We start from the raw sequence: 21,690 nt of genomic DNA, 5'->3' as shown, positions 1-21,690 counted from the left end.
TGCAACTATTAGGTTTATAGTGACAGTCGCTATTGTTGTATATAAAGTTCAATACTTGTAGTTTAACGAATGCTTACTACTAAAGTCGATTACTAACAATAACTATAGCAAGGAGCATATTCGCAAAACTTTTATAACAAAAAACTTACAAGCGTAACATACATTTAAAGCTTAACAACAATACGCTTTCCAACATAATTAACAGATTTATATTCCTTAGCATCATTTATACCACACGCATTCTCAGAAGAAATAATCGCAATTTTAAATTTCCTTTTTTTCAACATCCCTTTATAATCTCCACTACGATTATCAATAATCAAAGTATGTTCTTTATCATTCCAAGAAAATTTAATAGTTGAAAAGGAACCTTCTTCATAATTATAATTATCAAATTCATCTTCATATAATATGAAACTACCATCTTTACCTGGATATATTCTTATTTCAAGTTCATCCCATTTCTTTTCTGAAGCATATTGAACAAAAGGCCCCATAGGCAAAATACTACCCGATTTAATATATAAAGGTATAATATCTATTGGAGCCTTACAATTAATAATTTTTCCTCCATCAAATGATTCATTTGTCCAAAAGTTATACCATTTTTCACCCATCGGTAAATAAACCGGTACAGATTTTACTGCATCCATAGAAACTATCGTACCATTAGCCGTTCTTTTTGTATAAAGAGAGTCTGTTACAGGAGAAACTAATATTGATTTTCCAAATAAAAACTCAGTTCCCAAATTATACACATTTACATCATCAGGAAAATCCATCGGTAATGCACGCATAAAACTTCCCCCTGCACTAGTGACATTCCACATCATACTATAAATATAAGGCAATAACCGATATCTCAAGTTTATGAATTTCTCTTGTACATCATAAACCCAATCACCTTTCTTACCAAACTGATATAATTCTACTGGAAATATTGTATTATGAGATCGCATAATTCCAGAAAAGGTCCCAAATTGAAACCATCGTACATGCAATTCATGATAAGCAGGATCTTTTAAACCATTTGGATACTGCCAAGGACTAAATCCTCCAATATCTGTATTCCAATAAGGAATTCCACAAAGTGAGAAATTCAATCCAGCAGGAATCTGCTTCTTAAAGTTCTCCCAAGAAGCATCCACATCTCCACTCCATGAAGCAGCAGCATAACGCTGTTGTCCTAAAAATGAAGAACGAGTCAGTAAAAACAAACGTTTGTTTGGATTAATCTTACGATAATGTTCATAGATTCCACCATTTGTTTGTAATGAATATGCATTCCTAACCTTTCTAAATGACCCCAGATATGTCTGTAAATCAAAATCACTTTCTTTAATATCAAAATGATCAGGTTCCGTTGCATCTGTCCAAAAAGCATCAATACCTAATTCTTGTAAATATTTTAGATACTTCCAATAAATATTTCTCGCCTCTGGATTAAACGCATCATAAGGCTTTACATTTTCCATAGGCCACGTGACAATATCATACAGCATTCCTCTTGATTCTAATTCTTTATATATCGGTGTATTAACGCCAAATGAGGGCCATACTGAAATCATAATATGAGCATTATTACGATGTACCTCGTCTATCATTTTTTTAGGATTTGGGAATCTAGGATTATCAAAACGCATTGAATTCCAATTATCATTATCTCCCCAATATTGCCAATCTTGAACAATTCCATCAAAAGGAATCCTTAAGCGACGATAATTATAAACTACATCTAATAACTCATCTTGACTCTTATAACGCTCACGACACTGCCAAAACCCCATAGTCCAAAGAGGAAACATTGGTGCTCTTCCTGTTAAAATACGAACATCTTTAACTACTCCATCCATATTTTGACCATACATAAAATAATAATCAGAACAAGCTCCGACTTCTGAATTAAAAGATAATTCTTGAGGATTATCAATAAAAGTCGTAGGTGAATAGTTATCCCAATATACTCCATATCCCTTTATCGACTGGAAAAAAGGAATACAAATTTCAGTATTTTGCTGACGTAAATATAACTTCTGATTACGTTGATTCATCAAGCCCTTTTGATGTTGCCCTAAACCATAAATAGCTTCATTAGGTTCAAGCATAAAAGCTTGTCTTACTTCATAAGCACATTCCTTACCATCATGTCGTTTTGTAAATTGAGTTCCATAATCTTTTTCATTCAATAAGGATAAATCATTAATAGAAAAAAAAGAAACTTTGCCCGTCAATCTATTATACCCAACTTTAACTTCATTACTTATTAAAAATAATTCATTTTCAGACAAACTATCTAACTGCCAACTTATTTTCTCTTTTTCTTTAATTACAACCAAACTTTCTTTCTTAGGTATGGTCCGAACAGGATATTTCATAACCCTAACAATCGATGGAGTATAGAAATCGATTTCTATAACCATACCACATGTTTCTGCAATAATACCAGAATCCGTTTTTTGCAGTTTTTGTGCATTTACTCCAACACAATAAATACAAAATAAAATATATATAATAATTCTTCTCATATTAATAACCTTCATTTTGTTTCAATTTTGGATTATCATTTAATACAGTTTCATAAATAGGAAAATATATTCGCTTCATATCATTTATATTTGTTTTACAAAACCACTTTTTCGTTGTAAAAACGCCAAAACGAATCAAATCCATTCTACGATGAGCCTCGCCAGCAAACTCCCATCCATATTCATCTAAAAGACGTCCAAACAAAATATCATCCCCTCCTTGTTCTACAACAAAACTTCCATCATGAAATTCTCCATATCGATAGCAACTACCTTTTTTTAAATCCTCATCAGTAACAATTGCTTTATCAGGATTTGTCTTAAAATTTCGTTTTCTCACTTCTGTTACCAAACTACCAGCCCCAGTCTGTCCCATACGTAATAAACACTCTGCTTTCATCAAATAAACATCAGCATATCGGAAAAAAGGGAAGTCATTACTTAATGATCCTAATGCTCCCATTTTGATTTCAAATTTACCTAAGCGATACCCTTCATCTTCTTTACAAAGGTCTATATTGGTTGCCGTATTCGTAAATATCAATGGATCATCTTTACGACTTGCTTCCACGGAACAATAAAGGATATTACCCTTATAATCATACTGCTGCCCCATTATCCAAGTATCCTTTAGACGACCATCATCACTATCATACGTATCGATAAACTGAGGAATAGCGCAGGATCCCCCCCATGGTTGTACTATCATATTATAAGTCTTCTGATTCTCATTATGTAAAGTTTTCATATGATAATGAAAATTACCACCTAACAATTCATCAAATGTAACAGCAAAAATAATCTCTGGACAATTCTGATTTTCTGTGACAAAATTATCTTTAAAATTTTCTGCTAATTGATATTTGTTTGATTCTATAATATCCGTACACAGCTGAGCACATTCATTATAACGTTTTTCTCCTATATAAACTTCAGAATTTAAATACAATCGTGCTAACAAAAAAGTAGCAGCCCACTTTGTCATTCTTCCATAAGTACTTTCATCGACAACCTCTGACAATTGAGGAATCACGGCTATTAACTCTGACTCAATCCATTCATACAATTTATTTGCAGTAATTTGTTCAGGTAAATAACCATCTGGCACATCAAACTTATCAATAAAAGCAACATTTCGAAAGTTGTCTAGAAGTAAATAGTAATACAAACATCTCATTGCACGCAATTCAGCGACTAAACTAACTTTCAAATCTTCATTAACTTGCAGCTCTCCAGATTCCAACTGATATATATAACGATTACAATAATTCACACCAGAATAAATATTCTGCCAAACCCCACTCAAATGAGATTGTAATGAGGTCCACGTATGACAATGCATAGTTTTATAAATTCCTCCATCCACCCATCCTCCTGGTCGACCTGGAGTTACTATTTCATCTGAACTCTCTTCTTGTACATCAAAAAAGCCAGTCCACCCAAATAATACATCTCTCATTGTTGTATAAGCTGGAGCAACAACAGAAATAACATTTTCTTCTGTAGGTTTCAAATCATCTGCAATAATCTCAGAATATATATGTTCATCTAGATTTGTACAGGAGTTTAATCCACCCAACATAAATAAAGAAAATATAAATATATTTACCAATTCTTTTTTCATAATATCAGAAAGTTAAATTAATACCAAATGTGAATGTTCTCGTTGTTGGATATTTATCCCTATCATCTATTCCAGGAGAAAGTCCAGCCGTACTAACCTCAGGATCTAAACCTTTATACCCTGTAATTGTTAACAGATTAGAAGTTGAAGCCCAAAGACGAGCTTGCTTAATGAAATTATTATTTAAAGGAACAGTATATCCTAAAGTTACATTATCAATCTTCCAATAATCACCATCTTCAATATAATAACTCACATACTCATGTTCAGCTCGTAACACAGCCTTTCCATAAACTTTATCGAACGCTGAATGAAGACGATTATAAGTAATCGTATTATTTTCATAATACATACGTTGCATGTTCAAAATCTGAAAACCAAAAGCCCCTCGCATCGTAATATTCAAATCAAACTGTTTATATTTAAATGTATTATTCCAACTAGCATACCATTTGGGAAGGCCATTGCCCAAATAAGTTCTATCATCTGCCGTTCTTTCCTCAAAAGGGACACGCTCTCCCTTTGAGTTTTCCAAAATCCATATTCCATCATCAGTAATATCCACCGATTTATAGCCATAAAAATTGCCAATAGGTTTTCCCACATCTATACGATGAGTAGTCTGTTGCAAGGGAGTTCCTGTAGAACCTTCATCAAAATATGTATTTGTCTGAAACTTATCATTACTTAATGATAACAATTTATTTTTATTAATTGAGAATGTTATAGAAGAACTCCACTCAAAATTCTTTGTCCTAAATGGTACAAAATTCAATAAAAACTCAAAACCCTTATTCTCCATTTCACCAACATTAGCAACCATTGTTCCATATAAATATGGAGGAACAGGAACCGAATAATTCCAAAGCATATCCTTCGTTCGACGAATATAATAATCTAAAGCTCCATTAATTCTTCCTCCTAAAAAAGAATAGTCTAAACCTACATTATATTCTATCTTCTTTTCCCATCTCAAGTCAGGATTAGAGTTACTGGAAGGCATAATCTGTTTTATCCACTCTCCATTGCTAAATATATAACCATTATAATTCATCTTAACCAATGACATATAAGAATCTGTAGGTTCGGTTCCTGTAACCCCAATACCTGCTCGAAATTTTAAATCATCAATAAACTTAACGTTTGATAAAAATTTTTCTTTATTGATTCTCCATCCAATAGAAGCTGCAGGGAAAGTTCCCCACTTATGGTTAGCACCAAACTTCGATGATCCCTCCTGACGAATACTAGCCATTAATAAATATTTATCCGCAAAATTATAGGTTAAACGAGCTAAAAAAGCGGCACGTGTATATTCCGTTTTTGACGACTCCATTTCCGCAAGTCCATCTAACAAAGCATTTCCTTGAGCCATATTATTATATGAATATAAATCAGAAGGAAAATCAAAATTATACATTCTCATATTATCATAACCACCTTTTTCGTAATTATATCCAGCTAACACCGTAAATGCATGTTCTCCTAAATTGAACCTATAATCCGTTGTCAACTCCAAGTAATCTGTCTTTTCAGACCACCCAGAACGTTCTGCTGTTGCATTCTTCCCATTTTCTGTTGTTTCATAATGTTTAAATGTAGTAGAATAGCCATAATTATTATTTGTTTTTTCTGAAGACAAAAGCAGTTTTATATTCCAATTTTCAATAGGAGTTAAATTTATCGTAGAATGCCATCTCATATTTCGAGTTTCATTCATCATATCATACTCATTCAATAAACCAACAGGATTAAAATAATCAAACAACGGTCTTTCAACATAATTTCCATTTTCATCATATATACAATCTGTAGGATTACGAATTACAGCTTGGCGATAAATATAATGATCTAAATTAGCTTCTTCTATGCTACTATTTAGGAACCCTGCAGTTATTACTAAATGATTATTAAACATACGATGAGTAACATCACCACGTATTGTTAAACCCGTTCTATCTGATTTCTTTATTACTCCCTGTAACGAACGATAATTAGCAGAAAATATATAATTTGTATTTTTCGTTCCTCCTTTTAAAGAAATATTATGCACATGAGAAATAGGAGTACGAGTAATTTCTTTTAACCAATCTGTTTCATATCCATAATCAACCAAACTCGTTTCTCCAGCTGTAATCAACTGACGAGTTTCCTCTGCTGTCAGAAAATCAGGTTTTTTATATATCGTTGAAGTACTAACATACCCACTATATTCTATACTAGGAGGCATCTCCCCTCTTACATTCTTCGTACTAATAATAATTACCCCATTTGAACCACGAGATCCATAAATAGCTGCCGCAGAACCATCCTTTAGCACATCTATTGATTCAATATCTTCTGGCGCCACAGTATTTAAATCTCCAGGAACCCCATCTATTAAAACTAAAGGCTCTGTACTACTCATTAAAGTAGTTATACCCCTTAACATTATTTGACTTTTTTCTGTTGGGTCACCAGAAGGCGTTGTTATTGTTAAACCAGCAACCTTACCCTGAATAAGTCGACCTGCATCAGTAGCAACACCTTGGACAAAATTATCAGATTTTACACCAGAAATAGCACTTGTCACATCGCCTTTTCTTTGTGTTCCATACCCCACAACCACTACTTCATCCATTACTTCCGTATCCTCTTGCAAGGTAACTGTCAATTGAGGTTGTTTTATCTGAGCAACAGGATAAGTCTCTGTTTTATAACCAATATAACTAATGGACAATACTCCATTCTCCGATATTTCCAATGTATAATTACCATCAAAATCTGTAATCGTACCGTTATTTGTTCCTTCCTCAAGTACTGTAGCCCCAATAATTGGTTCACCATGAATATCTCTTACATAGCCTGAGATCTTTTTCTTTCTTTCAACAACAGTTTGTGTTTGACTGATTTTTTTTATCACAATATTTTTCCCTTGAATTTCATACGACACATTTTGTCCTTTCAGAATCTGAGCGACCGCATCCTTCAATTCATTCGCATTGACCGAAACTGTACGGTTTGTATCCACATCACCGGCAATATACACAAACGAATATCCACTCTTGGTCTGCAATTCCGTCATCGCCTTTTTTACCGATACATTGTTCATTTTCAATGATATACTTTGCGAATAAATGCTCAAATTAAGGCATAGCAAAGCCCCGGCCATTAACATGGCTTTTTTCCTGTAATTCATAAACTTAAGATTTTAAGATTAAAAAACTCTTGATAAAAGATGTTTTACAAGGAATGTTTTACTACTTTTGTCGCATCCCTTAGAAATACTCTTATAACTAGCAAGTTAGAAAGAACTAAGGTTCAGCCGGAGGAACGCCTTTCTTCCGGCTATTATTAGTATCTTCCCTTGAAAATAATTAAATATACTTTTCCATTGGTTTAAGGTTTTAGTGTGTTTCACATTCGGTTAATATAAGGTTATTTCCTTGTTTGTCTGTGTATAGCGTACCTTTCCTGTCTTTACAAGTGCTTGCAAGATATCCTTTATGCCTTGCTCACTACGGCTAAAGCTCCCGTAGAAACGGAAATCACGCAATGAATCCGTGGCAAAGGTGATATGCACACCATAACTACGTTCCAGAATCTTAGCCACTTCGGGCAAAGGCATCTCATCAAAGAACAATCTGCCGGAAGTCCATTCCAAGCTATTCTTCACCTTTGTAGATTTCTTCCTCATATGCCCTTCCGCCTTATCTAGTGTCACCTGTTCATCCGGGAGCAAAATCATCTCTGCTTCTGCATGCAAACGGTTATCCAAGGCTACCTTACCCTCCAGCAAGGAAACCACAGCCTCCTCATCATTCGGATAGTCCCGAAAATTAAACTTGGTACCCAGTACTCGGACCGACAAGGAAGGCGTTTGCACATGAAAAGGAAGCTTTTCGTTGCGGGCTACCTCAAAATAGCCTTCTCCACTCAGTTCCACTTCCCGATTGTCCACTCCGAAATCCTGCGGATAGACCAGACGGGAACCGGCATTCAGCACCACCAGCGTACCATCGGGCAAACGAAGACGGGTCTGTGCTCCCAAAGGAGCTTCCACCTCTACCTGAGTCAAGGCCTCTTTCAAGTTACTTTCACCCTTCTGATAAGAGAAGAAAGAAACAAGCCCTACCACCAGTACGGCCGCCGCATATTTGAACACAGACTTCCATCCGATAACCCTTTTCGGCCGTTTCGGGGTCCGATGTTCTGCCACCCGTTGACGGAAAACCTCGAAAGCCCGGTCGGCATCGTAATGCGTGCGTTCTTCTTCCTGCACAGCAGAAAACCAAATTTCCTGCTGCTGCATGAAATAACGGCGGTTGTCTTCGGACGCAGAGATCCATGCCTCCAGTTCCTCACGCGCTTCCTTGTCCAATCCTCTGCTCAGAAACGCCGCAATCAGTTCGTCGATATGTGAATTCCTTTCTTCCATTTTCAGGGTTTCTATAAGTGAGACGAAAATTCCGCTTACATGGGTAGGCGAAAAATATTATTTTTTTATTTGAAGGTGAAAAAAAACAGCAGAAGAGCCAGCAGGTATTTCCCCAGTTCGGCATGCAGCGAGGCCAACGCACTCTTTATGTGGTACTTCACCGTATTGACAGAGATATTCAGTTCCGTGGCAATCTCTTCGTATTTTTTCCCCTCGAAACGACTTTTCACGAAAACTTTCCGGCAGACCTCCGGTAAATGATGGATGGCCTGATAAATTTTCTCCTCCAGCTCATGCTCCAGCAGGCTCCCCAACGGATAATCATCAGACTGAAAATAACGTGTCTCTCCTTCTTCCGGCATGGTGGAAAAAGCCACTTCTATCCGTTCTTTCTTGGAGCCCAGATAATCCATGCAGTGATTCCGTACGGCACGCACCAGATAACTCCGTAGCGAAACCTGAATATCGAGTTCCGCACGCACTTCCCACAAATGAAAAATGACATCGCCCACCAAGGTCTCAGCCAGAAAATCATCGCCCACATACTCACGGGCCACATGACACAACAATGCATAATGATGACGATAGAGATGCTTGTAAGCTTCCTCATTTCCCCGTTTCAGTTGCTCTATGATAATCCGTTCCGTAAGTTCCATTGCTTATCCTGCTTATTCCGGCTGACCAAACACCTGCCGATAATATTCGCCTTTATCTGTCAGATTCTTCCACTGCTCCACTCCGCTGATGACCGAGCCATGTACCCGTTCATAAAACGCAATTTCTTCTCGTAACGGACGGAAATCGTTTTTCATCAATGCAAGGTTAAAAGCCTTCTCCAGACGAACAAACCCGTACATCAGAGAATCTTGTGCCACTTCCTGTACTTTGACTCCATAGGCTGAATCCGCCCGTACAAAATCCTTCCTTGCTACCACCGAATCTCCCTGATAGTCCTCCAGCATCGCTTTCATATTCCACAATTCGGGTGACATGGAATCACGCATGCAAGTATCCATCTCGCGAAGCAACGCCAACACTTCCCGCAGACGCCAGCTGCGGAGCAAATAAGTATATTTCAAAAGGTAAGTCTGCTTATTGGGACACAACGAAATGGCGCTGTCCAATTTTTCCCGAATCAATGAATCATGAATACAGACCCGCGGATGTGCTCTGTCGACCGGCACATTCCAGAACAAAGAATCACTCCGCATCAAACTGTCTGCCTCCAAGATAAGCGTATGTACAACAGTCTGATTACCTGACTGAAATCCAGTCCCTTTATGGGTACAGGCAGCACACATTCCAGCCACACAGCCCACCATCAAGAAGAGTCTTGCATTCATAGTCTAAAGGTTTGTTTCGCGCAAAGTTAAGTTTTTTCACTTAACCTTATCCTAAAAAGCACTAAATTCTCTCCCTCAAAAAGAGAAACACCTTGATGAAAAAAGCCTCTCACTACTTGCATTTTCTCTGTCCCACAGTGTGGGATACAAAAACCACAGTGTGGGATATATATTTCACAGTGTGAAATACAAATCCCACACTGTGAAACAGAGAATTTATCAGGACAAAAAAGAGTATGCTTCAAGGCGTTTTTGATTTATACACCGTAGAAAGCAAATTATTTCTTCAGACTTCTTTTCACCACTGCCGGCACACCTGCTGCAAGAGAATCATCGGGAATATCACGAGTCACTACACTACCTGCCGCAATGATACAGCGGTTGCCGATGGTTACTCCCGGACAGACCACCACATTGCCTCCCAACCAACAGTCCTCGCCCACCGTAATGGGATAGGAAGTTTCCTTCTCCTCACGGCGTTCCACATAGTCCATAGGATGCTGAGGCGTGTAAAACTGGCAATGAGGACCTATCAGCGTATTCTTCCCGATACGGATATAAGCTCCGTCGAGCATGATGCAGTCGTAGTTCATGAACACATTCTCACCCAAGATAATGCCATTTCCATGGTCACAATGGAACGGGGGACAAATGGTAGTGGTCTTCGGAAAATCGGGAATCAAGTCTTCCATCACCTCGCGGTAATCGTCGTCGTAAATGGTCATCGTCTGCAACCGGGCACAGACTTTCTTGGCATGTATCAAGCTGGCGTGTATTTCAGGGTCGGAAAAATAATAGAGTTCCTGACTGCGCATTTTTTCGTATTCTGTTTTCATAGGATTTCAGTTTATAAAATTACCATATTCAAAGGTAGAAGGAATTTTGCTTATCTGCAAAAGGATACGAAAAAACCGCTGAAACACTATTGCCTGCGCAAATAAGCTGAAGGTGCCTCTCCGGTAATCTGCTTGAACACCCTGCTGAAGCTGTTAGGCGAGTTAAATCCCACCTCGTAGGCCGTCTGCTCAATGTTCAGGACGTTATCGGTCAGAATCTCGATGGCACGCACCACACGCTGGTAGTTGAGATAGTGTACGAAACGGATGCCCGAACTGGTGAACAACCGGGTCAGACTGCGCACCGAGAATCCAAAATGGGAAGCCACCCGCTCAAGGGTCAGGTCCTGATGCAGATTTGTCTTCATATATTCCAGTACGGGCAACAGGCGACTATCCTTTGCCAGAATAAACGGCTGGGTGGGAAACGTGGCTTTCTGACAGATACGGGGTAACACTTGAAAAAAGCTTCTGGCAAACGAAAAGATTTCCGGTTCCGCCCACTTGGACAAGCAATGAAAAGTACTGATGAACTTCAGATTGCGGGCCATCAGTTCATCGGTACGGTAAATGGCAAATTCTTCTTCATGGGAATGCTCCAGACAAACATAACTGGTCAGCAGGGTTATCTGCCGGTTGTTACTGGAAAGACGGTGTAAGGTTCCTCCAGGTATCCACACCAGATGACGGTCGGTCACAAAATAGCTGACCTCTCCCACTTCCACATGAAGTGTCCCTGAAAGGATATAAATTATCTGATGGCGGTCGTGGCAATGAGGATGCAGGTTCACTTCTTCCCTCCCGGTCACCTTGGTAAGCACCTCATCGGCCGACATGCCGTCAATCAAGGATATCCGCGCTTCTGTCACTGAATCGTCTGGCGTAAATTGCATGGTTTATGTCTTGATATGTAATTTAGGAACAAATATAAATAAACATCTTTGCGGCGTCAAATAAAACTGTAACATTTAATGGAAGAAAGTCGTAAAAAGAACAAAGCCGAACTCTTTCGGCGATACCTCGTATTTGGTATCTCCCTCTTTATCATCGCATGTGGCATCAGCCTCATCACCCGTTCAAACCTTGGTACTTCTCCTATCACGAGTGTGCCCTACGTAGCCAGTCTTCACACCCCCGTCAGCCTGGGTACTTACTTTTTTCTGTTTACCATCGTACTGATATGCATGCAGCTGTTGCTGCTGGGCAGAAAAGGTATCATGGAACGGAAAATGGAACTGCTCATGCAATTTCCGGTAGCTTTCGTTTTGTCTGTCTTTACCGACCTGGGCATGTGGATGACTGCCGGATTCTCACCGGAAGCCTATTATGTAAAAATCATCTCACTGGTCATCGGTTGTGTAGTACTGGCGCTTGGAATCTGTCTGGAAGTAATAGCCGACGTAACGATGATCAGCGCCGAATATACCATACAATTTGCCACCATACGTTTCAAGAAGAACTTCGGCAACATCAAAATCTGCTTCGACGTGACACTGGTGCTCTGCGCCATTTTGTGTTCATGGGCTCTGTCGGGCCGCATTGAAGGAGTGAGAGAAGGAACCGTGATTGCCGCCCTGATTACCGGACCATTCGTCCGGCTGATTATGCCTCGTCTGGCATTTGTCCGTCACTGGCTGGCCGAACCGGGCAGTCCTGCCACTTCACCTGCTGCCGCACCGGCACACTATCCGCTGGTCATCACCATCTCCCGCGAATACGGCAGCGGCGGACATCAAATCGGTGAAGCACTGGCCAAAGAACTAGGCATCACTTTCTATGACAAAGAACTGATTACCCTCGTAGCCAAGGAGAGTGGCTTCAGTGAAGAATTCATTTCACAAAACGAACAAAAGATGCCCAGTGCCCTGCTCTACCAGATGGTCATGCAAGACTACGAAGCTCCACTGGACAAGAGTCTGTCGTACGACGACGCCTTGTTCGTGGCCCAAAGCCGGGTCATCCGCCGTCTGGCAGCAGAAAAACCATGTGTCATCGTGGGACGATGCGCCGACTATATCCTGAGAGACCGCCCGCACACCCTCCATATTTTCTTGTTCGGAGACATGAAAGTCAAGACGGAGCGTGTCATTTCCGAATATGGCATTTCTGCCGCACAGGCACCAAGCAAAATCACTCAAGTAGACAAATCCCGGAAAGAACACTATTTCCATTACACCGGACGACAATGGGGCGACTCACGTAATTATCACGCCACATTCAATACCAGCCTGCTTTCCACAACCCAAGTGACGGAAGCACTGAAAAAGATTTATGAAGAAAACGCATAAAAATGTCTTCACAGGTATTTTGTATGAAAAATTTGTCACTTCATTGAATTACCGTAAATTTATAAGTGAAAAGATGCAAAGTACCTATATGAAAGACAGCCAAAGGATACAACCGATGAGTCTTCCCCATCATCCAATATTACAAACTAAAAAAGAGAATTCAAGAGGTTACGCTTCCATTGATTCCACAAATTGTAACAATGAAGCGACACGCTCCGTATGAAAAGAAAGTTGGTTGAACAATTTATGGGTTTTCAGCATCTCAATAGCAGCATCGGCTGTAATCACCCCTTGTTCATAGAGCCGGATTGTAGCATATAACTGATCATTAGCTACAGGGCCCATCACCAGGTCATATTTTTCCACGTCTTTCCCTCGTCGGTTATTGACCACAAATTCCAGCCATTCTTTCGTGGCTCCTGTAAACCGGAGAACAGAAAATTCTCTATCAAAAATATTGTCAGGCACTTCATATACAGAAACTACAGCTTTCTCACTCTGTTCTCTATTCTTTTTCAACAGAGCCCACTTTTGAGCCTGTTCCAAATTGGTCGTCGTATAGAATCCTTTCCCAAAATCCGTAGCCTTACGTCCTTTCTGCACACTCGGGTGCTTTACAATAACCGTAGAACCGTGATATAGTTTCATTTCTTTTTATTGATATAAGTAGTTATAGTATCTATAATATAATCAACGTCTTGAGTATGAAGCATCTCGAAATTGTCTGTCAGAAACTCGAAAACCTGATAATTGGAGAACCGTAACAAAGTTTCTTCTCCACTTAAATGCTGCACTTCTCTATAATTCTCCAAACAAAACAGCTTGAAAAGTAAGATTCGGGTATCATTGTTCTGCATTTTCTTCCGCTTAGCCTTCTCCTTTTCCAGCATTTCATATAACAGCAAGGTACCTGAATACCATAATTTTGTACGCTCATCGAGCAAAGATTTATACAAACTACTTGTATATATGTAATACAAGGCATCTTCAAATGGCAATGATTTTTTCTTCATTACCATATCTACCAAATCACGCATGACAAACGGAAGCATAGACTGGCCAAGACCTTCGGTATGAGTATCAGATATATCCATAAACTACTTTTTGAGACATTACCACAAAACAGGTTTCACGCTGCCCATTTCTGCAAATGTATGGAATCTTTTTTGAAAAAGTTCCACGAATGGCAGTTTTCACAATTAAAGTACCCTGAAATAAAATATGTTAAAGTCTAAATTCGTATGCAGCCTACCCCGAGTTCTTCTATCCTATAAATATAGGAAAATAAAATATGACAAAAGAAGAACTGGTGAATCTGTGCAAAGAGGGAAATAAGCAGGCTTTAAGTTTGCTCTATACCACTTATGCAAACAAAATGAAACGCATTTGCAGTCAGTACATCTCAGACAAACAAACAGTCAACGACCTCTTGCATGATGGATTCATTATCATTTTTACCTCCATCCATACCCTGCGCTCTCCCGAAAAGCTGGAAAGCTGGATGGGAAAAATAATGAAAAACATGTCATTGAGATACTTGGAGCAGTCTCATTCAACAACCCTCGTTTCTTTAGAAGAAATAGAAGAATCCGAGTTACCGCAAGCACAATCCTATTCAACAGACTTTCCGTCTTATGACGTCATGCGAAAGATGATAGACATTTTACCGGAAGGTTATCGTGAAGTTTTCAAGCTGGCAGTGTTGGAAGGATTATCTCACAAGGAAATCGGTTCGCTGTTAAATATTGCGCCTCATTCTTCTTCCTCACAATTGTCAAGAGCAAAAGTATTGCTTCGTAAACTGCTGGCACACTATTATATAGTCATAACCCTGTTCCTGTTGTCATCCGTCCTTCTTTTGCAAATTCTGTTCTATAAATCAAAAGAAATCGTACATACGTCTTCAAAAATCATCACCCAGTCTAAAGAAAAAAAAGAATCAAAAAATATTTTATTCAAAGATACGGCAAATAATGCCCCTAAATACATAACTGTTTGCCACTGTGTACATTCTGATTCAACTCAGGTAGAAATGCCCGAGGAAGAAACAATTTCACCAAACAATATGACAGAAAGAAAAGACAGTGTAAGGCTAAGCAATCCTCCTATGAGTAGAAAACAAGAAATAAGACAAGGTACCGAGAACAGAAAGAATTGGTCACTGGCCTTGTCGGTTTCAGGCGTCAACAGGCAGACAAACACCCAAAGGATGATGATTCCAGGAGGTGCTTCGTCCGAAAAGCCGCAAGAAGTAACAAAAAAAACTTACTATCACATTCCTATAACCTTGTCCCTTTCATTGCACAAGAGAATCAATGAACGTTGGGGCATTGAAACGGGTTTACAGTATACATATTTGCGTGCTGATTTTACAACTATCACCGATTCCCATTGGAAAGAAACGCAAAAAATCAATTATATCGGGATTCCACTGAAAGGTCTGTTCAACGTAGGAAGCCGACAGCAATTCTCCTTCTATCTGTCTGCCGGAGTAACCTTGGACATTCCCATAAAAGCAACCTCAGAAGAAATCGTATCCGATGAAAACGGAAAAATCATTTCTGACCGGAAAAGCTACATACAACCACCTATACAATGGTCGACAAATTTGGGTATAGGAGTACAATACCAGATAACTCCCTCTATCGGAATCTATGCAGAACCTAATTTACATTACTATTTCAAAACTCAGCATAGTATAAAAACCATCCGGACAGAAAAGCCTTTCCATGTAGCATTGCCTATAGGAATTCGTCTGTCTTGGTAAAAAAGCACTGGGTCTCATGCAGCCTTTCATGAAATAGCTTATCGTAGTGATAGAAAAGTAACTCAAACAAATATTATTTCATGCAGGCGCGTCATCAAAACAGGATTATCTATTTCAAGGAACTTTCTATCACCAGTAAGAATTATTTCATACCTTATATCCAACAATGGCATCCGGTGGAGAAAGGAACCAAGGTGCTGGAGATTGGTTGCGGAGAAGGAGGCAATTTGCTACCTTTCGCTGAAATGGGTTGTAATACGGTTGGGATTGACATCGCAGCAAGCCGGATTAAAGAAGCAAAAACATTCTTTCACACAGCCCATGCCAAAGGTACATTTATTGCACAAGATATCTTTCTACTGGATAAAATGGAATGGAGTTTCGATATCATCATCTGCCATGATGTGCTTGAACATATTCCTCAAAAAGAGTTATTTATAGCTACTTTGAGCAGTTTTTTAAAACCGCAAGGCATTGTATTCATGTCGTTCCCGGCATGGCAGATGCCATTTGGAGGGCATCAACAGATTTGCAGGAGCAAAATCTTATCCCATCTCCCTTTTATTCATCTCCTCCCTACAGCTGCATACCGACTTTTATTAAAAGCGTTTGGAGAAGATAATGACTGCATTCAAGAACTGCTTTCTATCAAGCAGACACGTATATCAATAGAAGGATTTGAAAGTTTAATGAAAAACACAAACCTACGCATCCAAAACAGGAAACTATGGTTGGTCAATCCTCACTACAAAATAAAATTTGGATTGTCGCCACGAGAACTGAACAGAAAAATTGCCCATATTCCTTTCATCAGGGATTTTTTTACGACCAGTTGCTTCTATATTCTAACAACTTAAATGACTAAAAAGAAAAAAATTCTCTTTTCTGTCAGACTTTGAAACGTTTAACCTTAAAAAACATCAAGATGAGACTGATAAATCTGACAGCATATTAACCAACAATGAAGATAAATTTTATCATTGATTGGACTTTAATGATACTATAGCAGAGTTCTCTTCATATACAAACTACACGAAGCAACTAAAACATAAAGCTAAACCCTTTCTTCTGAGAAGTCTTAAATCGCTCAATTTCCAAAGAAAGCGATTTCTTGAACTGACCAGCCATAAAATTCAAGAAGGGCTGATTTGTTTCTTCTTCCTGTGATTGCTGTAAAGCAGAAATATACTCTTCCCTGTCTTCTTTGAATATCTTAGTCGGAAATAGGTTGTAGCAGAACTGAATGTAATTCATCAGCAAGCGAGCAGTTCTTCCGTTACCATCTACCCACGGATGAATGGTTACTAAATTAAGATGGGCATTAAAACTCAACTCGTAGCGTTCACGAAAAGTTGTCGCCGCTCTTTGCTTTTCTTGAAGAACTATACACAATTCATCTACCTTAGCAGGAACTTTCTGATAACTCATATAAGAACGACCACCCACACCAGCCGTAACACCGCACAAACGAAATTCACCTTTGGAAGAATCAAAAGAGCCACTCATTACATGATGTATGCTGCCTGTAGTACGCATCAGCGTTGCATTCAATCTTTGCAAAAATGGCGAGGTGATTGACTCTTTACGCTTGGCTTCCTCTTTAGCAAGCTCGTATGCCTTCTTTAAGTCCTCATTCATCAAGTGATATACCAGCGGCTTTCCTTTGGCAGTCAGCCCCTCATCAAAAAGCATTTGTGCCTCCACTTCGGTGAGTGTGGAACCCTCAATCGCTGTAGAATGGGCAATAAGAGAATAGAGGTAGTACTTCTCATAGTCCACCGCTTCACTGATACCAAGTTGACGAAACTTTTGGTATAACTGTTCTATCTCCTGCCAAACACCTTGTTCCATGGACTCTTATTTAATAGGATTTATCTTTTCAAAGGTAGTGTATTTGCATTGCGTAGCCAAAGAAAATAATGACTTACTACTCTATTTTTTATACTTTTGGAAAAAATATGAGGAAAATTTCAGTAAAAGAAAAAAAGCTAAGCATTGATTTCTCAGTTGCTTAGCTTCTTGTGGTACCCAGACCCGGGGTCGAACCGGGATGGATGTTACTCCACTGGTGTTTGAGACCAGCGCGTCTACCGATTCCGCCATCTGGGCATAATTTTCGATTGCGAGTGCAAAGGTACACATCTTTTCCGATATTGCAAGGATTCCCGCCAAAAAAAACGAAAAAAAGTTTTCTAACACTATTTAGAATCCTTTTCAGGCGTTTCTTTCAAAATAAACTTTATCTTAGCATCAAACTTTAACGCTAGCATCTACACCATGGACAGTAAGAATTTTTATTGCATCATCATGGCCGGAGGAACCGGGCGTCGGTTCTGGCCATATAGCCGGAAAGCCTTACCCAAACAGTTCCTGGACTTCTTCGGAACCGGGCAGACGCTCTTGCAACAGACTTACGAAAGATACAAGCAAATACTTCCTGCGGAGAACATTTTTATCACCACCAACCAGCATTACAGGGAGCTGGTGCTGAACTCACTCCCTGATTTCAAGGAATCACAACTCATCATTGAGGAAGAACACCGAAATACGGCTCCAGCTATCGCATATGCTTCGTATGTCATCCACAAAATCAATCCTGACGCAAGTATCGTCGTCGCCCCGTCCGACCACCTGATTCTCAAAATGGATGAATTTAAACGGGATATCCTGAAATCACTGGAATTCGCTTCCCGTACGGACAAACTGCTGACACTGGGCATCAAACCCAGCTATCCGGAAACGGGTTACGGCTACATCCAGATTTCGGAGGAACAGGAAGAGGATTTTTATAAGGTTAAGACGTTCATCGAGAAACCGCTACGGGAATTTGCGGAGGTGTTCGTACAGAGCAATGAATTCTACTGGAACTCGGGCATCTTTGTATGGCATGTCAATACCATCCTGAAAGCGTTTCATGAAATGATGGCGGATGTGTGTCCGCAAGTGGAATGTGACATACCGAAATTCAGCACCTGCCCGAACAGCTCCATCGACTACAGCATCATGGAAAAGGCGAACAATGTGTACGTGTTATTGTGTGACTTCGGATGGGCGGACATCGGCACGTGGAACTCACTCTACGATGCGTCGCCAAAGGATGAGAACCAGAATGTGACGGCACAAAGCAACACATTGTTGTACAACTGCAAGGGAAATATCATCATGACGCCGAAAGACAAGCTGGTGGTAGTACAGGATTTGGAGAATTATCTGATTGCCGAACAGGGAAATGCCTTGCTCATCTGCAAGAAGGACGACCAGAATGCTATCCGGAAGTTCGTTAATGACGCGGAAATGAAATTCGGAGAACAATACTCATAAACCGCAAAAAGCAATCCGTCCATTCAGATAATGAAAACGGTCTGCCGCTTTCCTCGAAGAAAGAAGCAGACCGTTTTCTTATGTCGTCTTATTCTTAATATTCAAAAGTAATACCCAATGTGGGAAGCAGGGTGCCGCTTTCCTGACGGATGGATTTCATGACGTAACGCTGCTCGGCCAACGGAGCGGAAGGGTTTTCAATCTGGCCCGTACTCATCAGGGCATCCGGTCGGCGTAACTTGCTGCCTGTAATGTTTTGGATGTCGAGATAAAAGCCCAGCATACATTTTTTCAGATAGAAAGTTTTGTCTACCCGCACATCCAACTGTCCGAACACGGGAAGACGTTCCTGATTGTAACGGCTGTAATCATAATAGGCTCGTCCCTGTACATCCCAGGCTTCCACCAAGGAAGATTTTGCCTCATCATAGGGAGTGTATGGAGAACCTCCGATGCAGCTGACTTTGGCTCCCACGCTCCAGTGCTTGGGGAAATTGTAAGTACCACTCACGTTCAGAATGAAACGGTTATCCCACGCAGAAGGCACATAGCCTCCTTGCTTGCCGTCCTTGAACTCGCTTTTGAAAATGGTCAGGGAAGAAGAGAGGTTCAGTTTCTGCGTCAGCAACCATTTGAACATCAGTTCCGCTCCGTAGGAACGTCCTTTGGCCTGGGATGAAAGGGCTTCATTACCAATCGTCCCGTAGTCATTTCCCTTGCACGACAAGGGTATCTGGTCGGACAAAGAGAACGGCATGTTTCCATAGAGTTTGTAGAAACCTTCCACCGAGAACTCCATATTCTCATTAGGGGTCCAAGACAGTCCCACACTTTCCTGCGATACCGAAATGTAATCCAAATGCTTGTTCACATAATCCCCGGTTTCTCCCTTGAAACCCAAGGCGGTATAAGAAGGTAACTGGTAATACAGCCCCACATGACCACTCAGGAACAGCCCTTCGGCCAGGCGATAGGACACGGACAGACGGGGAGAAAGCTGGCGCCACAATTCTTTCATCTTGTCGCTGTAATTATTACCATCGGTCCGCACACCGATGGAGGCAGTGAAACTTTTGTCGGGAGAGGCATAATCAATAGAAGCAAACAATCCCCAGCGCCAAAGGGCAAGGTCTGTGTGATATTTATACTCCCGAAGTGCATCGGCAAATATTTTACGGTATTCATCGCTTTTGTAGCGGGAATAGTTCAAGTCGAAACCGGCTTTCACCTTCCACACGCTCCACGAAGAAGTATTCTCCATGCGCAGTTTGGTTTCCTGCTCCACGGAACCCAGCCGCAGCGTCAGATTGTCCTCACTACTTTCATCGTTGTTACGGTATTTGATGTTCCGGTTGTTCAGATAGCTCTGACTCAACACGATGGTCTGTACATGTATAGGGGTATAATGCCGGTACACCCCGCCTACGGTATAGGTTTCCTGCTCTATCTTGGGAAGGTAACTGAGCATGTATTCGGCATCCTCGCCTTCAATACCTAAGTTCAGTTTCATACGGTCAAGGCCTCCCAAGCCGAGCACTGTTAGTTCATTGTGACTGTCGAAACGGGTTTTCAGTTTGAAGGAAGCATCGGTATACGCAGGCAGGAAAGGTAATCCCAAAATCTTGAACAAGGCCTGCAAGTAGGACTGTCGGACCGACACCAGATAGGAGGTTTTTTTGCCCAAGTGCCCATTGGAGCTCAAAGAGACTTCTGAAGCACCTAATGTAGCTTTCAAGGAGTTCCGCTCCATGTCGCCGTCGCGCAGACTGAAATCGAGCACACTGCTCAGGGCATTGCCTCTGTCGGCCGGGAAGGCCCCACTGTAAAACTTCACACTACGAATCAAATCGGCGTCAATCAGTCCTACAGGTCCGCCGGAAGCTCCTTGAGTACTGAAATGGTTGATGTTCGGAATTTCTACCCCATCCAGATAGAAACGATTCTCCGACGGACCGCCTCCTCGCACAATCAGGTCATTACGGTAGCCGATGGGAGAAAAAGCCACCCCAGGATAATTCTGTACAACCTTTGAGATGTCGCGGTTGGCACCCGGAGCTTTCTCTATCTCCTGCAAACCGATGACCCGCAGGCTGACCGGACTCTCCACCACTTTCTGAAAAGGAGAAGCAGTGACCACCACTTCGTTCAAGGAGGTGTTTTCTTCCTCCAGCTCAATCTGCACATAAGGAGTGACATGGTTCACCCGGTATTCGGGAGTCAGTGCCGTTTTATACCCTAAAAATGAGGCCTGCAGGCGATAGATGCCCGGAGGTACCTGCGTAATGGTAAAGTTTCCATTGCTGTCGGTCGAGGCACCGATGCCCAACCCTACCACCAACACGTTCACAAACTCCAGCGGTTGGCGGGTGGATTTGTCAATCACGGTTCCTTTTATCTGATATTCAACGGCAAACGCTTTCAGCACAAAGCACAAGAAAAGGATAAAGGGAGTAATTCGTTTGTAAAACATAGGCACACAATATTTCGATAAAAAAATCAGGTGCGGTTTCCAAAAATCTCAGTTTTCTGAAAACCACACCTGAAAAATACGAAGAATACTTTATATTTA

General features: G+C 40.5%; 16 protein-coding genes and 1 tRNA gene. 4 read left to right on the top strand and 13 right to left on the bottom strand.

Going from position 1 to position 21,690, the window contains the following annotated elements:
- Positions 1–164: 164 nt before the first annotated feature.
- The 8 genes from RDP42_RS03655 to RDP42_RS03620 form a co-directional block, all read right to left on the bottom strand.
- Entirely contained in the window at positions 165–2,525 is a 2,361-nt protein-coding gene (locus RDP42_RS03655; protein WP_308762576.1) for a TIM-barrel domain-containing protein, read from the bottom strand.
- 1 nt (position 2,526) lies between these two features.
- Positions 2,527–4,149 (bottom strand): RagB/SusD family nutrient uptake outer membrane protein, encoded by a 1,623-nt coding sequence (locus tag RDP42_RS03650; protein ID WP_308762575.1) that lies wholly within the window; start codon positions 4,147–4,149, stop codon positions 2,527–2,529.
- 4 nt (positions 4,150–4,153) lie between these two features.
- Positions 4,154–7,327, bottom strand: coding sequence for a SusC/RagA family TonB-linked outer membrane protein (locus RDP42_RS03645; protein WP_308762574.1), 3,174 nt, complete (start codon positions 7,325–7,327; stop codon positions 4,154–4,156).
- A gap of 228 nt (positions 7,328–7,555) precedes the next feature.
- Positions 7,556–8,566 (bottom strand): FecR domain-containing protein, encoded by a 1,011-nt coding sequence (locus RDP42_RS03640; protein WP_308762573.1) that lies wholly within the window; start codon positions 8,564–8,566, stop codon positions 7,556–7,558.
- Positions 8,567–8,631: 65 nt separating this feature from the next.
- Positions 8,632–9,222 carry an RNA polymerase sigma-70 factor gene (locus tag RDP42_RS03635; RefSeq protein ID WP_308762572.1) on the bottom strand — a complete coding sequence of 197 codons (591 nt, stop codon included), beginning with the start codon at positions 9,220–9,222 and terminating at the stop codon, positions 8,632–8,634.
- Positions 9,223–9,234: 12 nt separating this feature from the next.
- Positions 9,235–9,909: a hypothetical protein gene (locus tag RDP42_RS03630; RefSeq protein WP_308762571.1), complete on the bottom strand. Its 675-nt coding sequence runs from the start codon at positions 9,907–9,909 to the stop codon at positions 9,235–9,237.
- A gap of 278 nt (positions 9,910–10,187) precedes the next feature.
- A complete protein-coding gene (locus RDP42_RS03625) occupies positions 10,188–10,745 on the bottom strand; it encodes a sugar O-acetyltransferase (RefSeq protein ID WP_308762570.1) in 558 nt (185 codons plus the stop codon).
- An 86-nt stretch (positions 10,746–10,831) separates the two neighbouring features.
- Positions 10,832–11,638, bottom strand: a complete 807-nt coding sequence (locus RDP42_RS03620; RefSeq protein ID WP_308762569.1) for a helix-turn-helix domain-containing protein — start codon at positions 11,636–11,638, stop codon at positions 10,832–10,834.
- Positions 11,639–11,716: 78 nt separating this feature from the next.
- Here RDP42_RS03620 and RDP42_RS03615 point away from each other — a divergent pair, with 78 nt between their 5' ends.
- Positions 11,717–13,033: a cytidylate kinase family protein gene (locus RDP42_RS03615; RefSeq protein WP_308762568.1), complete on the top strand. Its 1,317-nt coding sequence runs from the start codon at positions 11,717–11,719 to the stop codon at positions 13,031–13,033.
- A gap of 168 nt (positions 13,034–13,201) precedes the next feature.
- Here RDP42_RS03615 and RDP42_RS03610 read toward each other — a convergent pair whose 3' ends face one another.
- Both RDP42_RS03610 and RDP42_RS03605 read right to left on the bottom strand, forming a co-directional pair.
- Positions 13,202–13,681 (bottom strand): DUF3990 domain-containing protein, encoded by a 480-nt coding sequence (locus RDP42_RS03610; protein ID WP_308762567.1) that lies wholly within the window; start codon positions 13,679–13,681, stop codon positions 13,202–13,204.
- On the bottom strand, positions 13,678–14,127 hold the full coding sequence (locus RDP42_RS03605) for a DUF3791 domain-containing protein (RefSeq protein ID WP_308762566.1): 450 nt from the start codon (positions 14,125–14,127) through the stop codon (positions 13,678–13,680). Before RDP42_RS03605 ends, RDP42_RS03610 begins: the two co-directional genes overlap by 4 nt.
- 197 nt (positions 14,128–14,324) lie before the next feature.
- Here RDP42_RS03605 and RDP42_RS03600 point away from each other — a divergent pair, with 197 nt between their 5' ends.
- Both RDP42_RS03600 and RDP42_RS03595 read left to right on the top strand, forming a co-directional pair.
- Positions 14,325–15,800, top strand: a complete 1,476-nt coding sequence (locus tag RDP42_RS03600) for a sigma-70 family RNA polymerase sigma factor (RefSeq protein ID WP_308762565.1) — start codon at positions 14,325–14,327, stop codon at positions 15,798–15,800.
- A gap of 80 nt (positions 15,801–15,880) precedes the next feature.
- A complete protein-coding gene (locus RDP42_RS03595) occupies positions 15,881–16,657 on the top strand; it encodes a methyltransferase domain-containing protein (protein WP_308762564.1) in 777 nt (258 codons plus the stop codon).
- Between the two features lie 184 nt (positions 16,658–16,841).
- Here the strand turns inward: RDP42_RS03595 and RDP42_RS03590 are convergent, their stop codons facing one another.
- Positions 16,842–17,651 carry a Fic family protein gene (locus RDP42_RS03590; RefSeq protein ID WP_308762563.1) on the bottom strand — a complete coding sequence of 270 codons (810 nt, stop codon included), beginning with the start codon at positions 17,649–17,651 and terminating at the stop codon, positions 16,842–16,844.
- Positions 17,652–17,822: 171 nt separating this feature from the next.
- Positions 17,823–17,909, bottom strand: a tRNA-Leu gene (locus RDP42_RS03585).
- Positions 17,910–18,077: 168 nt separating this feature from the next.
- Between RDP42_RS03585 and RDP42_RS03580 the strand changes: the two genes are divergently transcribed.
- A complete protein-coding gene (locus RDP42_RS03580; protein WP_308762562.1) occupies positions 18,078–19,121 on the top strand; it encodes a sugar phosphate nucleotidyltransferase in 1,044 nt (347 codons plus the stop codon).
- Between the two features lie 94 nt (positions 19,122–19,215).
- On the opposite strand, the gene RDP42_RS03575 is transcribed toward RDP42_RS03580, so the two are convergent.
- Positions 19,216–21,591, bottom strand: coding sequence for a TonB-dependent receptor (locus tag RDP42_RS03575; protein WP_308762561.1), 2,376 nt, complete (start codon positions 21,589–21,591; stop codon positions 19,216–19,218).
- Positions 21,592–21,690: the final 99 nt, after the last annotated feature.

Source organism: uncultured Bacteroides sp. (assembly GCF_902472605.1).
Classification (GTDB): Bacteria; Bacteroidota; Bacteroidia; order Bacteroidales; family Bacteroidaceae; genus Phocaeicola.
Note: the sequence above shows the minus strand (reverse complement) of the source record. Positions and strands in the feature narration are given on the sequence as shown.

Bases quoted from the DNA above. Each gene is read 5' to 3' on its own strand.
- RDP42_RS03655 (WP_308762576.1), bottom strand. From the start codon at position 2,525: ATGAGAAGAATTATTATATATATTTTATTTTGTATTTATTGTGTTGGA.
- RDP42_RS03650 (WP_308762575.1), bottom strand. From the start codon at position 4,149: ATGAAAAAAGAATTGGTAAATATATTTATATTTTCTTTATTTATGTTG.
- RDP42_RS03645 (WP_308762574.1), bottom strand. From the start codon at position 7,327: ATGAATTACAGGAAAAAAGCCATGTTAATGGCCGGGGCTTTGCTATGC.
- RDP42_RS03640 (WP_308762573.1), bottom strand. From the start codon at position 8,566: ATGGAAGAAAGGAATTCACATATCGACGAACTGATTGCGGCGTTTCTG.
- RDP42_RS03635 (WP_308762572.1), bottom strand. From the start codon at position 9,222: ATGGAACTTACGGAACGGATTATCATAGAGCAACTGAAACGGGGAAAT.
- RDP42_RS03630 (WP_308762571.1), bottom strand. From the start codon at position 9,909: ATGAATGCAAGACTCTTCTTGATGGTGGGCTGTGTGGCTGGAATGTGT.
- RDP42_RS03625 (WP_308762570.1), bottom strand. From the start codon at position 10,745: ATGAAAACAGAATACGAAAAAATGCGCAGTCAGGAACTCTATTATTTT.
- RDP42_RS03620 (WP_308762569.1), bottom strand. From the start codon at position 11,638: ATGCAATTTACGCCAGACGATTCAGTGACAGAAGCGCGGATATCCTTG.
- RDP42_RS03615 (WP_308762568.1), top strand. From the start codon at position 11,717: ATGGAAGAAAGTCGTAAAAAGAACAAAGCCGAACTCTTTCGGCGATAC.
- RDP42_RS03610 (WP_308762567.1), bottom strand. From the start codon at position 13,681: ATGAAACTATATCACGGTTCTACGGTTATTGTAAAGCACCCGAGTGTG.
- RDP42_RS03605 (WP_308762566.1), bottom strand. From the start codon at position 14,127: ATGGATATATCTGATACTCATACCGAAGGTCTTGGCCAGTCTATGCTT.
- RDP42_RS03600 (WP_308762565.1), top strand. From the start codon at position 14,325: ATGACAAAAGAAGAACTGGTGAATCTGTGCAAAGAGGGAAATAAGCAG.
- RDP42_RS03595 (WP_308762564.1), top strand. From the start codon at position 15,881: ATGCAGGCGCGTCATCAAAACAGGATTATCTATTTCAAGGAACTTTCT.
- RDP42_RS03590 (WP_308762563.1), bottom strand. From the start codon at position 17,651: ATGGAACAAGGTGTTTGGCAGGAGATAGAACAGTTATACCAAAAGTTT.
- RDP42_RS03580 (WP_308762562.1), top strand. From the start codon at position 18,078: ATGGACAGTAAGAATTTTTATTGCATCATCATGGCCGGAGGAACCGGG.
- RDP42_RS03575 (WP_308762561.1), bottom strand. From the start codon at position 21,591: ATGTTTTACAAACGAATTACTCCCTTTATCCTTTTCTTGTGCTTTGTG.